Source organism: Lacinutrix neustonica, assembly GCF_026625145.1.
GTDB lineage: Bacteria > Bacteroidota > Bacteroidia > Flavobacteriales > Flavobacteriaceae > Lacinutrix > Lacinutrix neustonica.
This window is the reverse complement of record NZ_CP113088.1, coordinates 905,094-918,704: the sequence shown is the minus strand read 5'-3', so window position 1 is coordinate 918,704 and position 13,611 is coordinate 905,094. Positions and strand designations below refer to the sequence as shown.

Here is a 13,611-nt window from a genome sequence, read left to right as displayed (position 1 = left end):
CCAAACTGAAAATCCGCGAGGATTTTCAGAAGTAGGCGAGAACAAGCAATTACTTATAGCCATTGTTATGTGCTGGCTTTTTTAAATTTATTTTCCATTCCGTAAATCAATTCTCGGAAGTTTTGAAATCCGCCAAGATTTAATTTTTCAGGTTGTTTTTTATCTCCAATTTGGAATGTCACAACTCCGATTATTATTGGTAACGTTAACCACCAATTAAAACTCCAAATCCACCAAATTCCAATCATCGCAAAAATTCCGGTAAACATAATATTTCGTCCAATCCGAGATAATTTATGAGACTTAAATTCAAATTCCGACATTGTCCCTGGCGCAATTCTATTCACTTCATCAATCAATAGTCCACCATATTTTAGAAAAAATGGATTTATTTCAGAACTCGGTTTTAATTCAGTCGTGTCAGCTCCTTTTTCAGTCAGATTTTGTTTTAATGTTCTAAATATTGAAGCAGTTTGACAATTTTGTCCCAATAGTTTAATTGTCTCGATATTTTCTCTTTCAGCGTATTTAGAAATGTACTCGCAAAAATCAGATACAGTTCTACTATCTTCATTTATTAAAATGTCTTCCAATTCCGAAAGTGGTCTGTCAATTTTAAATTCTTTGTGATAGATTTTAGCCAATTTTTTAGGACTTACTAAATCACAAGCATCTCGCCAATCTAAGATTGAACTTTCATAGTTAAAGTCCATTCCCTTAACAACAACTGGGTCAAATTCAATTGCGAATTGATATTGAGAAATCAACATCTGAAATATGTCTTCTTTATTGTATTTCATTTTTTGCACGATGTTTTTTCAGCTTGCACATAACGTTACGTGTAAGGATAGTTGCGTGATTAAGCACCTAAAATAGTAAATATAACCGAAGCAGAGGAAAATCCGCTAGGATTTTCCGAGTAAGATAGAACCAAGCAATTATTTTTACACATTGTTATGTACAGTGTTTTATATTTTTTTATTGCGTTTACGCCTTTGAAAGTCAGCTATTCGCAACATTTCGTTTTGCTTTAAGCAGCAGTTTTAAATTCGTGTTTTTATCCGTAATAGGAGTAGAGCAATCGTCCGCAAGAGTTGCGCATTTAACTTGTCAGAAAGCGATTGAGTGGTAGATCCGTTGCGTATTGCTCCGTTTTACTATTTAATCCGTTTACAAACCGTTATTTTACGTAATAATTGCGTGTTAATTTTTTTGATAAAAATTAATGCTTTAGAGTTTTAGTTTTAGCGAATTTGGTTTTTTTTGAGCCGAGTGAGGCATTGTACATAACGTTTATGTATAAGAATAGTTGCGGGTTTGTATGCGAGGATTTTCCGCAGGAAAATCAGACGTTACAAACACGCAACGACCTTTGTTTAAGCACTAAACCGCAATTATTTTTATACGGTGTTGTGCGTTCGTTTTTATTCCGCTATGTTTATTTTCATTCCGTTAATTATTGTTTCGTTTTTCAATTTCGACACAGTTTTTAATTCCGATTTAGGATTCCATTTGCTTAAAATCAATTCGTTTTTCTCGTTCCACCCAATTATTTTATATCCTTGAGGAATCAATCCTTTTCCAAGGTCATTTTCTTTTTTGTTATTTTCTATAACTGACCAAAAAATTCTTGAATATCCTAATCCGCCTTTGTCAAATTGATATTCATAATATTTATATTTTTTGTTCGGTGAAATAGAGTCCGAAAGAATTATCAAATCAGATTCATTTAGTGAATGTTCCGAATTAAGAGCTTCCACGACATCGTCCAAATCCGAGTTGATTTTGATTCCAATTCCGACTATTCCAATCAGGATTATTCCAACAATTATTAAAATCCATTTTTTCATTAAATTCCTTTGAATATTTAGTCCAATTTATTAATTAAATGCTCTCGGAACACTTTTATGTAAAACCTTATCAAGACATTTAGAGTGAGCATAAACTGCTTGAACATCTTTTGTTTCCTTATCACATTCTATCGTGATTTCAATCGCTTTGTTAAATGTTGAATCTTGACCACAAAAACAACATAAAACTTCTAAATCTCTGTTTTCCATTTGTTCTAAAAATTTTGTTTTTTTCTCTAATTTTGTTGGTTTTCACGGTTTTTCTTAAATGACGCACAACGTTAATGTATAAGAATAGTTGCGGGTTTGTATGCGAGGATTTTCCGCAGGAAAATCAGACGTTACAAACACGCAACGACCTTCGGTTAAGCACTAAAATAGCAATTATTTTTATACGGTGTTGTGTGTAGTTTTTTTATTTGAATCGGTTTTTTCATATGCTACAGAAATCGTTTCAAAAAGTTCTTCTAAATTACAGTCAATTAAAGCACTTGAAATGAGAATGTTTTTTTTATAATTCCAATTATGCATAAAAGTCAGGAATCTTTTCAATAAATTTCTTTTTTTAGTTTTAAACACAGTCTTATTCAAAGTCAACTCTATATTATTTTTCTTAAATCTCTGTATTTCGGAAATATCACACCATCTTATTTTTCCTAATGATTCATATTTCGAATTATCAATTAAGAAATCATCTGAAATGAGAATAGCATATTTTCTTGGAAGAATTCTTAAAAAGGAATACAAAAGAGTTGAAAAATAAGCAATACCTATTATACCAATAATCTGAATATATTCTGCTTTCATAAAGAAGTGTCTAATAAATATCTCAGGGTTCAGTAAAAACGAAATAGACGCAAAAAGCATTAAACTAAAAAAAAGTATACCTAAGATAATCCGCCAATTTTTAAATTTAATTTCTCTCCTCATTTAGTTTATTGCTTAGTTCGGTTGCTCAAATTACACACAACGGTCTCGTATATGAAAAGTAGCGCTGAAAACAAGCGATAGATTTTCGGATTAACACAAGCCGAATTTTTAAATTTTACTATTTATCTTTTTACTTGGAAATCGTCAAATTTAAAAATTTGGCGACTTCGAAAAAATGCCCGAGCCTTTGTGTTAGCAACAACTCGCGCTATTTTTTATATACTTTGTTGTGCGCTGGCTTTCTGCGTTCTAATTCATTTTCTACTCTTTTTTCAAGCTCTCTATGTTTAAAATCAAACCAATTTTGTCTAAAATCAGAATGGTCAATTTTATACTTAAATTTTTGAAATGGCTTTTTGTTCGTTAAAATACTTTGTAATTCTAACTTCAGATTTTGGTCGGTTAATTGCTCAACAAAAAGTTCCATAATTTTAAATGACTCAAAACTTTCTAAAACCTCAAGTTTTATAAAATCCTTTTTATGTTTTTCGACTTCCTCTAAACTGTCCCTAAAAGCCTCTTTAAAATCTTCCTCGTCTGAAAATTGCGAGAAGCTTGGTATTGCTATAATTTCGTCAGTCTTTAAATTATAATAGCAGTCAAATCCGCAATCCAATTCTTGAGCAATTTCTTTAACGATATTTGACTTAACGTTCTTCATTTGTTTTAAACTAAATAAGAGTAGACGGCACAAATTAATATAATTATTCCAATTGCTATTCGGAAGTATTTTTGTTGTTTAGCCTTTCGAGGAAATCCATCTTTTTTAAGTTCCCAAGAAAATATAATTTCAAATAAAGTCGGAAATGGATTTAAAATGAAATCACATACGTGATAACTTTCTTTTGCCTTAATGTTTTTCTCAACTTTGTCACGCTTTTTTGACAGATATTTTGCCGTTTCTATTTTCTTTGGTTCGACTTTTCGATTTGCTAATTCGTTTGTCGCAAGTCGAACAGCTTTCGGATTCCACTTTTCAGGTGCTCCTGCAATTTTGAGCAATTCCTCTGTTGTTCTTTCTTTTATTGGCGGTGTAAATTCGTCCGTCATAATACTTTTAAAAATTCCAAAATTTTGAATTGAATAACTATTTTTCTTGATTTGGTCAGCTTGCGCACAACGTTACGTGTAAGGATAGTTGCGTGATTAAGCCACTAAAATAGTAAAAATGGAACGAACCGGAGGAAAATCCGCAGGATTTTCCGAGTAAGAGTGGACCAAGCAATTATATTTACACATTGTTAGCAAATCGTTTTTTGTTCATTAAGCGACTAAATTCAGTCCGCAATTTTTACATTCAGTTTCATTCGTTAAAATTCCGCTATTGCAAGCAGGACATTTGTCTGTCACTTTTATAATTTCTTGATTATATTCTTTTTGTAATTCGTCTAATAATTCAACATCTTTTTCCTCAATTAGATTAAGGATCCGTTTTCCAAAAGGTCGGTACCAAGATTTTAATTCAGCCCAATATATTTTGTGTTTATTCTTGTTTTGAGAAAATCCAATTATTTTATATTCAGACTTTGTAGAGAATATATTATCAAATGTCAATCCTTTTTCCTGATTAAAAATATTTCTTTGTTTTTCCTCCTTATTAAGAGCTTTATATTCAATAAATAAACATTCTTTCTTGTTCAGGAAATCAATAATTTCAGATGTCTTTATTTTTGGTTTAAAAAACAATGGATTTAGAAAATATTTTACAGTCAGATACCAAATAGATAAAACAATTAAGATAGCAATTATTATTAAAAATATCGAATTTCCCATTCAGTTCTGAAATGTTTGCTAACGTTTAGGCTATGATTAGTACGGGAATTAAAAGTAATTAATTTCCGATTAAGCACTTAGCCAAAACTTTTTATTTTGTTTTATCTTTTTTGTTCTAAAGCCAAATCAAAAGATTTGGCGGACTTGGTTAAAAGCTCTAAACTTTAGATTTAGCACCTAAACCAGTATTAATTATAGCCATTGTTACCTGCTGGCTTTTTCAGTATTCAGCTTGGATATTTCCATTTATCATCCAATATTCGTAAACTTCTTTATTCCGACCTTTTAGTAAACTTCTGCTTAAATCATTACACTTTTTACTCCAATATAGACCTTCATAAATTCCAACAACTAATAAATTGTCTATTTCCTTATCGTTCTTGTTCCCCAAATGGTTGAAGAAAGTAAATGAGTCTGTAATCAGTTTATTCGGTTTTTCTAATTCTGTAATCTGTTCCGAAAGTCTCAAGCTTAAATCTCCAAAGACAGAATAAAGTAAGTCGTCAGAAGTATGATCACTTATTTTATCAAAATCAGGCACATTTTTATATAATTCCTCAATTAACGGATGCATATAAGCTTCCAAACCGTTTGATTTCGTATTTATTTTGACTTCATTTCCAAAGCTTGTATTACTTTCAAAAATCAGACTCGAAGTATCCGAAGTCCCAAAGTCAATTGCTTCCACAAGACAATTAAAAATTTCGGTTTTTGTCAAATCACAATTACTAAAATCTGTTGATTTAAGATTGCATTCAGAAAATCGTGCGTTTCTAAAATTAGAATTTGAGAACTCCACTCCGAAATAACAATTCTCAAACATCGCATCTTGGAAATTAGAATCCGCATAAGATTCTCCATTATCGAAATCCACATTCCGATAGAATCTTTGTCCGTTTTGATAATATTCTAATATTTCTTTTTTTGTTTTCAATCGTGGTTTTTTGCTTGCAGGTAACGGTTTGTGTAAGGGTAGTTGCGTTGATAAGCCACTAAAATAGTAAACAAAACCGAACCGCAGGAAAAATCCGCAGGATTTTTCCGAGAAGCACAGCCCAAGCAATTACTTTTACACCTTGTTGTGTACAGTGCTTTATTTATTTTTTGCGATTAGCTTTGCCGTTAAGAAGGTCAGTCGTTCGCAACGTTGCGTTTTGCGTTAATCAGCAGTTTTAGAGTAATATTTTTATCCGCAATAGGAGTAGAGCAGTAGTCCGCGCAATAGTTGCGCACTGTTTTGTATATCCGTTTATAATCCGCTTTTTTATCCGCAAAAATCCGTTTAGTTGCGCACCCAATTACGTTTTACTTGCGTTAGAATTTATTGGACTTAAACCACTAAAATTTAATTAATTGGATTTTTTTTCCGGCCGAGTGAGCCATTGTACACAACGGTTCGTGTAAGGTAAGTACGGGTTAGTGTGCGGGGATTTTCCGTAGGAAAATCCGAAGCAAGCTAACACGAACTGCCTTTAGGTTAAGCCATAAAAGTAGTATTTATTTTACACATTGTTAGCCCACGTTATTTTATTTTTCTCCATATGGCTTTGCAGCTCCGCAGAGTTTTGTTTTACGTGCTACTATTGATTTTATCTTTTGTGCGTTACGATTTGCCGTTTGCTATATAAATCCGCCGCAAGAGTTGCGTTTTACTGATGTCAGAAAAGGATTGAGTATGATATTTTATTTCACATACAGTTTTGCCGAAACGTTAAAGAGTCCGTCTCAACAGTGTCGCGTTGTGTTTTATCCGAAATAGGTTGAGTGAGCAGGTGAGAAGCGTTGTTTTTTTTATTTTTAAATCACTTTTAAGCAACTTTAGAATTTTTTTTCGAGCCGAGTGGGCATGTGGGCTAACGTTGTTGTATATGGTTTGTTGCGTGTTAAAGCACCTAATTTAGCAAATAAAAACCGAATAGAAAATCCGCGAGGATTTTCGTAAGTAGGCTAGAACTAGCAATAAATTATATACGGTGTTGCCACACGTTTTTATTCCGCTAATCTTTGTCAAATCCATTAAATTCCATTCTTTTCATTGTCGGACAATTATTTACAATTATATCAAATTCCGACACTTTATTGTTTGGTGTAACGTACTGTTTACTTACAACCTTATCAAAACTATATGTCAATTCATAAACGTTTTTAAATTCAGTCGGTTTTATTGTTAATTCTGCTTTTTCAGATTCCGTTTTCTGTGGAATAGTATTTAATTTCAAAGCGATTTCGTTTTCTCTCAATTTTTTCAATTCAGATATTAAGTCAGCATCTGCTTCAAGTTGATGAAAGAAAAGAACAGAATTTTCATTGATTTCGTATGATGGCGTATTTCCGTCACAAGGTTCGTAAATCACGAATTCGTTATTCAACTTTTTTAAACTAATCCAATATCTCGGAAATCTCTTTAAGTATACTTTTTTGGGTTTGTGTTTTTTTGAAATTTCTTTCTCGTAATAAGAAATTGCATCATTATCCATTCGATTCGGTTTCCAGTTAATTACCTTTTCGTAAATCTCCGAATTTCGTGTTGTGTCGATAAAAAGTTGATGTTTTGTTAAGTCAAGACTTTTGGGATTATTTCTTTCCAAAATTGTGTCTAAATCAATTTTCCACGCAGGAATTTCAGTCGGTTTATTTTCCGCCTGTTTTGGTTCTTTTTTCTGTTTGCAAGAAATCAGAATTCCCAATATTAATGTTATGTATATAGTTTTTCTCAAATGTGTGGCAACGGTTTGGCTAAAACCAGTTTTAATTGGTTTTAGGTTTTGTTGTAAACAGTTTTCTCTAGTTGGTACCACCAGTAATTCGAATTCAAGATTTCTCTTTTCATTTCAAATAATGGAGCATTGAATTTGAAGTCAAATTTACTAAAGTCGTTCTCCTTTGATAAATACTTATAAATCGGTTTGAATTTGTCTGAAACAATTCCAAGAATGCTGTTGTTTTTTATGATGTTAACGAATACTAAAGAATCAATATCAACTCCTTCAATTTTCTTTATCGTCTGTTTATTATACGAATAAACACATTGGTGATCTGCAAAAAAATCCGGTGTGATTCTTTTAAGGCTGGGATGAACGTTTTTGGCTAATTTACCACACCAATACACTTTTTCATCAGTGGTTGCAATTTTGGAATCCCAATGTGATAAAACTTGCTTTGGATTTTCATCAGGGTTTAACTTCAACCATTCTTTTTTATAGGTATTGTCAAAAAACAATTCTAGATTCTTTTCATTAATAATCTTCGCACCTGGACCGTAATAATATCTGTATTTGTCTTTTGCATAATTTTTACCCAGTGGTTCGAAGGTTTCAAAATCAACTTTTGCTTTAAATGGTGTTAAGAACATTTTTGTTGAATTACTTTTCTCAATGAGGGTGAAACCAAATAGTGTTTGTTCATTTCTGAAGAAGGTTTGGCTAAGCCATTCGCAATTATTTGGATTGATTTCAATTGGGATGCCTGTTTTACCGAGATAAGATCCAGTTCAACAATTTCCCCTCATGTTGAAAGTAGTTATCAATCAGATAGTTTTCACCAATAGATATCTTGTTTATTATTTGATAGTTCCTTCCGTAACCACCGTTCCCATCCGGGAAAGCATTTTACGGTAATGTCATCACAAATTGTTTACAACGTTTAAGTATAACCGTCAGTTACGGGCTAAATATACCAAAAATTTCGGTTCGTCACTGACCTTAGCAATTCCGAGTGGATTCGGACGTAGTCGAATCCGCCGTAATTGCGGTTATACATTGTTGTAAAACGTTTTTTATCCAAATTGCCACCATTTTTTTCGTTTTATCAGTTTATTTATCGAAAAGGATTTTGTTATTCCATTCGTCTTCTCGTGTTCCAATTGTTGGTTTACTGGTTCAATCATATTTTGCCAACTTGCTGAAAAACTTGCTCGAATTTCACTTCCATTTGGTGTGTAATTCAATTCGATTGGAATTTCGCCAACGTTCTCAAACAATTCTGAAAATTCTTTTTTAAATCGCTTGGGCAAATACCAAGTTACTTTCGGTTCATTTTTCCAATGTCCGAAACTTGCAACTAAAACATCACAATTTTTAAAGTCCGAAATTGTTGGTTTTTCAACTTGATTTATTCGTGTAGTAACAATTAGATTATATCCAAAGCCTGTTTCAAAGTCAGATTCCAAAACTAGTCCACCACCATAATTTCCGTTTTCTAATCTGAATGTTAAACAAGTTCCTTTTTTAAAAATCGGTTCTTTTTTGACAATTCGCTTACGTGCTTTTGGTTTTGCTTTTTCTGATTCTAATTTGGCTAAAAACTTGTCAAGAACAACTTTTCTTTTTTTATGTCCGATTCACTTGCGTCAAGTTCTTCCCATAATTTTAAATCAGATTCACTTTCTACAATTCCACGAATTTTTTCGAAAATGTCATTTGATAAACTTTTAGTTTCCCAAAGAGCCAAAGCCAAAGCAAACCAAAAATCATTTGTTCCATTTGGGTTTTCAGAAATCAGTTTGTTTTTGATTTCGTTAGGTTCTTTTCCATCATTGTATAAATCAAAAAAATCAGCATAAGTATCTGCTGAAGTATCGTTACTTTTTATTGCTGTTCCCCAAGTTCCCAATTCAGTTCGTGATTTTTTTAAATGTTTTACAACGTTTATGTATAAGGTTAGTTGCGTTGGCAAGCAACTAAATTAGTAAAAATGGAACGAACCGGAGGGAAATCCGCAGGATTTTCCGAGTAGGCAAAAACCAAGCAATTAATTTTATACGGTGTTATGCGTTCGGCTTTTTATTTATTATAATAGTCCTCATAGACTTTTAGAAACTCTGATTTCAAACCATTTAATTTTCTACTTTCAATTGTCCATTTCTCTCTATGACTCCTATTTTTATTGTCATAATTCTTTGGGATGTCATCGCTAAAGTCAGATTTGAAATTTAAAATATTATGTTTTACAAAATATATCTTTTCAAGTATTTTCCCCTCTCTTGATTCCCATTTTTCTATTAAATCTAATAATAATTGAGCATAATTTTCTAGAGAATTTAGTGAATAATCACTTGTGAACTCTTCTTTGGTTTTCTCTAAATATTGTTTTATTTCAGTTTTTGGGTCAAAGCTATTTTCCATTATTTTATTTTTCTAAAATCAAAAGTTGCAAATCATTATCAATAGACCATTTTTTAAAGTTGTCTAAAAAACTTTTACCTAACAAGAGAGGTGATTCTTTAAATCCGATTGAAGCCACAACATTTTTTATAGTGAAATTACCAACTTTTAATTCTTTAATAATAATCCTTCTACAACTAATAATTGAGCCATCAGCAATTCTGTATAAACCTGACTCTATATAGTCTTCTTTTTTTAATAATCCTTTTGAAATCAAATCATCTTCTAAATTTAGTGATATTGAAATTTCACTAGCTCCGAGAATCAAGTACAAAACTTTTTGTAATTGAACCAAATTCAACATTAATTTTATAAACACCGTTTTCGTTATTTAGTCTAATTTGATCTTTGTCTTTTTTTGATATGACTTCAAATGTTTTGTTGTGATTTTTTGAGGAAAATGGGTCACTATCGTTTTCTTGATATTTTTTATCATGTTTAGCTAGAGATATTAAGTATCTAAACGCATTAAATAATTTGTCATTATTATCTCTGTCCGGATTCGAAATGTTAATTATATTTCTACTTTCGGTATTTCTGATTTCTCCATTTTTATCATATTTTTTGTATTTGCTACAACCTTTCTTATCATAATTACATTTAATTTGAAATAAGAAATCCCCATACGTATAACCATTGCCTACAAAGTCCTTATTTTCTATATTAATTTCATGAATAGAAATTTCTTCAGAATATAAAGCAATCATTTTATAATTATTGCTTTCTTGTCTTTTTTGCATTTCAGTAAGTACTAAGTTGTCAAAGAAATAGTCAGGTCGTAACTCATAAATTTTTAGTTTGCCACCTTCAGTTAGCTCTAATTTTCTTCCACCTTTAAATTTAGTATTTATATAATTGATTGCTTCAGGAATGCTTAGTTCTTGAGAATAAATGTTTAAAAAGATTAATGAAAATAAAACAACAATATATTTTTTCATAATTAGAATTCTATTTTAGTACAGTTGAGTCAGAGCTGACGCATAACGTTTATGTATAAGGTTAGTTGCGTTTATAAGCCACTAAATTAGTAAAAAGGGAATGAACCGAGAGGGAAATCCGCAGGATTTTCCGAGTATGGCAGAACCAAGCAATTAATTTTATACGGTGTTAGCTGTAGTAATTTTTTTTATTCCGATTAATGTTATAAAAATTCCAATTCCAAATAAGAGCCAATAAATTAAGTCAAAATTATAACCAATCAGCCAATTGTCATAAGAAGTTCCCATATAACTTGTAGTAACTATAATTAAGTTTACAATGAAATGAAGCATTATACAGTAACCGCTTTTTTTAGTTTTTAAATATATTAATCCGAGTATAATTCCACTGAAGAAAGTCGGTATTAAATTATTTGGTGTTTCAATGTGCATAATTGAGAAACAAAGACTTGAAGTAATGATCGCTATAATTGGGCTATTATTTTTCGATAATTTATCCAATAAAAATTTTCGATAAAATAGCTCTTCGATAATTGGTGCAATTAATATTGCGGAAATTAAATTGTAAATTAAAGCACTATTATTACTAGAAATATTTACATAATTATTTATAGGAATCCCTTGATAATATTCAATAATTTTGGTGAAATCCCAAAAAGGTTTATTTAATAATAATAAACCAATTGCAATTAATGGTAAATACAAATATATTCTAGGATTATAATTCTGAATTTTCAAAGCTCTTTTTAAATCAAAGTTTGGTTTCCGGAAGAAAAAATAAATTAGGAAAAACGAACCAATGACAGATAATATTCTAGTTATTCCATAAATATGAGTAAAATCATCTGGTTTTCCAATCAGATATACAATTGGAAGAAGTATTGCGAGTTGAATTATTGTCCAAAATACAAATGCTAAAATTGTATATAAAAATGCTTTAATTATACTCATTATTTTTGTTGGGAACGATTTGGTTTTTATTACAGCTAACGTTACGTGTAAGGATAGTTGCGTGATTAAGCACCTAAAATAGTAAATATTACCGAACCAGCAGGAAAATCCGCTAGGATTTTCCGAGTAAGATAGAACCAAGCAATTATTTTTACACATTGTTACCAACTGTATTTTTTTAAATTAAATTTTTTAAATCTTGTCGACCAACAATAGCCATTATCTCAACAATATCACCATTGATTTTATAGAACACACTATCCGATCCACAAACGCAACGTCTATATCCAGTTTTAATAAAATCAACTGATTCGAATGAATATGGCCTTTGAGAGATAATATCAAAGTATTCAAAAAAAGAGTCAAAATATTTGTCAGCTTGCGCGATACCAAATTTTTTAACTCCGTAATGATGAATTCTAATTAAGTCCTCTTTGGCAGTGTTACTTAATCTGTATTTAGCCATTTAATAAGCTCTTAGATTGAGATAAAATCTGCTCTTTACTATCAGAGGTAAACCCACCGTTTTCCGCCTTATCTAACTTTGCAGCAATCCAATCAATTTGTTTTTGTTGTTTGCGTGCTTGTCTAATTAAGTCATTAACAAGTTCACTTTTGCTTGAGTATTCATTATTCTCAACCTGAGTTTTTAACCAATTATCATTTGGTTCAGTAAAAGAAATGCTTTGTCGTGCCATGAGATGCGTATTTGATGTAAAATTACACCAAAAATCTCTGTTTCCCAAATTTTTTAATTAAAAGTATTGGTTTTTTTGAGAGTAGAGTGGTTATAGTTGGTAACGGTTGGGCTATGAGTAGTTGCGTGATTTAGCACTAAACTTTGCAAGTACACACCAAGTTGGAAATTCCTGCGGAATTCCCAAAGTAGGCGAGAACAAGCAATTACTTATAGCCATTGTTGTGCTTAGTGCTTTTCAATTTTGTTTATTAATTTTTCCAATTCAATTAACTGTTCCTTGTATTGCTTAATAATACTTTTCAAGTTTTTTGACATATAATGTTTTTCCAATTCGATACCCTTAACAGCATTTATTCCTTTTGTCATCGAAGAAGCCGAGACCTTTTGTTCTTGGGTCAAGTCTCATTTGAGCTAAGATTTCTACTAAAGGCTGAAAAAATTCCCTTTTTAAAACAAATGGATTAAAATTCCCTTCTCGTAAATATGGCATTATTTGAGACGAATAAAGTTCGGCAATTGGTTTATACCTTGGGTCATTCATAGGGTCAGAATTTAGTTCCTTCTCAAGTTCCACTCCATAGTCTCTAAATTCGCTACTAAAACTTTGAAGGCTTAAACTGAGAGATGTTGTATGTTCTGAAATCCCTGATAAATATCGATTAAATTTTTCTCTTAAAGTTTCATAGAGATGCACCGAATACTAACATATCCATTAGTGCTATTCGATATTTTTACAATTTCCTTAAAATCGGTTTTCTCATTATTAAGTTGAATATATTTGATTAATTCATCTTTATTGAGGGATTTGAAAATTTCGCCATTTAGCGATGAATAAACTTGTAAATTTTGAATTTCAAAGTCCTCTTTTTCGTGTTCAACTAAATATTCCTCTAAAGTTTGAATTTGCTTTTTAAGAGGCTCTTCAACACTTCGTAGTTCAGCAATCCAGCGTGCTCCAGATTTTTTAATTTTCTTTTTGTTCGAGCGTTTTTCAATTAGTTCTTTTACCCAAATACCTAAGAGTAAAGTAAATATTGGCAATAAGTATTTTAGCCAGTCAACTTTAGTTTTTTCCTTAACCATAACAATTTTGGTTAAGTTATCAGTCGAAATAGGAATGTTTAATTCTTTTTTGTCGAAATGAAGAATTGTTGTGTCGACTTTTTGAGAAGTCTGTTTTAATAAACTATCCGATGAAATAGGGGATTTTTCTTTTTTTAACGAGTCAATTTGTATTCCAATTGAATTTTGGCTAAAAGCATTAACTGTGAAGAAAATCAGAAAGGTTATTAAAGTTCTATTCATTT

At 31.1% G+C, this 13,611-nt stretch carries 20 protein-coding genes; all 20 read right to left on the bottom strand.

Annotated elements, in window-relative coordinates:
- Positions 1 to 65: 65 nt before the first annotated feature.
- Positions 66 to 800 carry a hypothetical protein gene (locus N7U66_RS05000; RefSeq protein ID WP_267677582.1) on the bottom strand — a complete coding sequence of 245 codons (735 nt, stop codon included), beginning with the start codon at positions 798 to 800 and terminating at the stop codon, positions 66 to 68.
- Between the two features lie 624 nt (positions 801 to 1,424).
- Positions 1,425 to 1,850: a hypothetical protein gene (locus tag N7U66_RS04995; RefSeq protein WP_267677507.1), complete on the bottom strand. Its 426-nt coding sequence runs from the start codon at positions 1,848 to 1,850 to the stop codon at positions 1,425 to 1,427.
- Between the two features lie 30 nt (positions 1,851 to 1,880).
- Positions 1,881 to 2,060, bottom strand: a complete 180-nt coding sequence (locus N7U66_RS04990; RefSeq protein WP_267677506.1) for a hypothetical protein — start codon at positions 2,058 to 2,060, stop codon at positions 1,881 to 1,883.
- A 180-nt stretch (positions 2,061 to 2,240) separates the two neighbouring features.
- Positions 2,241 to 2,780: an STM3941 family protein gene (locus N7U66_RS04985; RefSeq protein WP_313791416.1), complete on the bottom strand. Its 540-nt coding sequence runs from the start codon at positions 2,778 to 2,780 to the stop codon at positions 2,241 to 2,243.
- A gap of 208 nt (positions 2,781 to 2,988) precedes the next feature.
- Positions 2,989 to 3,441, bottom strand: a complete 453-nt coding sequence (locus N7U66_RS04980; RefSeq protein ID WP_267677581.1) for a UPF0158 family protein — start codon at positions 3,439 to 3,441, stop codon at positions 2,989 to 2,991.
- Between the two features lie 5 nt (positions 3,442 to 3,446).
- Positions 3,447 to 3,830, bottom strand: coding sequence for a hypothetical protein (locus tag N7U66_RS04975; protein WP_267677580.1), 384 nt, complete (start codon positions 3,828 to 3,830; stop codon positions 3,447 to 3,449).
- 213 nt (positions 3,831 to 4,043) lie between these two features.
- On the bottom strand, positions 4,044 to 4,553 hold the full coding sequence (locus N7U66_RS04970) for a hypothetical protein (protein ID WP_267677505.1): 510 nt from the start codon (positions 4,551 to 4,553) through the stop codon (positions 4,044 to 4,046).
- Between the two features lie 220 nt (positions 4,554 to 4,773).
- Positions 4,774 to 5,487, bottom strand: a complete 714-nt coding sequence (locus tag N7U66_RS04965) for a DUF7674 family protein (protein WP_267677579.1) — start codon at positions 5,485 to 5,487, stop codon at positions 4,774 to 4,776.
- Positions 5,488 to 6,550: 1,063 nt separating this feature from the next.
- Positions 6,551 to 7,240 carry a hypothetical protein gene (locus tag N7U66_RS04960; RefSeq protein ID WP_267677578.1) on the bottom strand — a complete coding sequence of 230 codons (690 nt, stop codon included), beginning with the start codon at positions 7,238 to 7,240 and terminating at the stop codon, positions 6,551 to 6,553.
- A gap of 71 nt (positions 7,241 to 7,311) precedes the next feature.
- Complete coding sequence (locus N7U66_RS04955; RefSeq protein WP_267677577.1) at positions 7,312 to 7,905, bottom strand: DKNYY domain-containing protein; 594 nt, start codon at positions 7,903 to 7,905, stop codon at positions 7,312 to 7,314.
- Between the two features lie 423 nt (positions 7,906 to 8,328).
- A complete protein-coding gene (locus N7U66_RS04950) occupies positions 8,329 to 8,721 on the bottom strand; it encodes a hypothetical protein (protein ID WP_267677576.1) in 393 nt (130 codons plus the stop codon).
- A gap of 128 nt (positions 8,722 to 8,849) precedes the next feature.
- The gene (locus N7U66_RS04945; RefSeq protein ID WP_267677575.1) at positions 8,850 to 9,227 is read right to left on the bottom strand and encodes a hypothetical protein; all 378 of its coding nucleotides are present in this window, start codon (positions 9,225 to 9,227) and stop codon (positions 8,850 to 8,852) included.
- 107 nt (positions 9,228 to 9,334) lie between these two features.
- Positions 9,335 to 9,676 carry a hypothetical protein gene (locus N7U66_RS04940; protein WP_267677574.1) on the bottom strand — a complete coding sequence of 114 codons (342 nt, stop codon included), beginning with the start codon at positions 9,674 to 9,676 and terminating at the stop codon, positions 9,335 to 9,337.
- Between the two features lie 4 nt (positions 9,677 to 9,680).
- Complete coding sequence (locus N7U66_RS04935; RefSeq protein ID WP_267677573.1) at positions 9,681 to 9,983, bottom strand: pepsin/retropepsin-like aspartic protease family protein; 303 nt, start codon at positions 9,981 to 9,983, stop codon at positions 9,681 to 9,683.
- The gene (locus N7U66_RS04930; protein ID WP_267677572.1) at positions 9,967 to 10,653 is read right to left on the bottom strand and encodes a hypothetical protein; all 687 of its coding nucleotides are present in this window, start codon (positions 10,651 to 10,653) and stop codon (positions 9,967 to 9,969) included. Before N7U66_RS04930 ends, N7U66_RS04935 begins: the two co-directional genes overlap by 17 nt.
- Before the next feature lie 159 nt (positions 10,654 to 10,812).
- Positions 10,813 to 11,604: a CPBP family intramembrane glutamic endopeptidase gene (locus tag N7U66_RS04925; protein ID WP_267677571.1), complete on the bottom strand. Its 792-nt coding sequence runs from the start codon at positions 11,602 to 11,604 to the stop codon at positions 10,813 to 10,815.
- A 178-nt stretch (positions 11,605 to 11,782) separates the two neighbouring features.
- The gene (locus N7U66_RS04920; protein ID WP_267677570.1) at positions 11,783 to 12,070 is read right to left on the bottom strand and encodes a type II toxin-antitoxin system RelE/ParE family toxin; all 288 of its coding nucleotides are present in this window, start codon (positions 12,068 to 12,070) and stop codon (positions 11,783 to 11,785) included.
- A complete protein-coding gene (locus N7U66_RS04915; RefSeq protein WP_267678479.1) occupies positions 12,063 to 12,302 on the bottom strand; it encodes a ribbon-helix-helix domain-containing protein in 240 nt (79 codons plus the stop codon). Before N7U66_RS04915 ends, N7U66_RS04920 begins: the two co-directional genes overlap by 8 nt.
- Positions 12,303 to 12,529: 227 nt before the next feature.
- Positions 12,530 to 12,703 (bottom strand): hypothetical protein, encoded by a 174-nt coding sequence (locus N7U66_RS04910; RefSeq protein ID WP_267677569.1) that lies wholly within the window; start codon positions 12,701 to 12,703, stop codon positions 12,530 to 12,532.
- A gap of 273 nt (positions 12,704 to 12,976) precedes the next feature.
- A complete protein-coding gene (locus tag N7U66_RS04905) occupies positions 12,977 to 13,609 on the bottom strand; it encodes a hypothetical protein (protein ID WP_267677568.1) in 633 nt (210 codons plus the stop codon).
- Between the last annotated feature and the right edge of the window lie 2 nt (positions 13,610 to 13,611).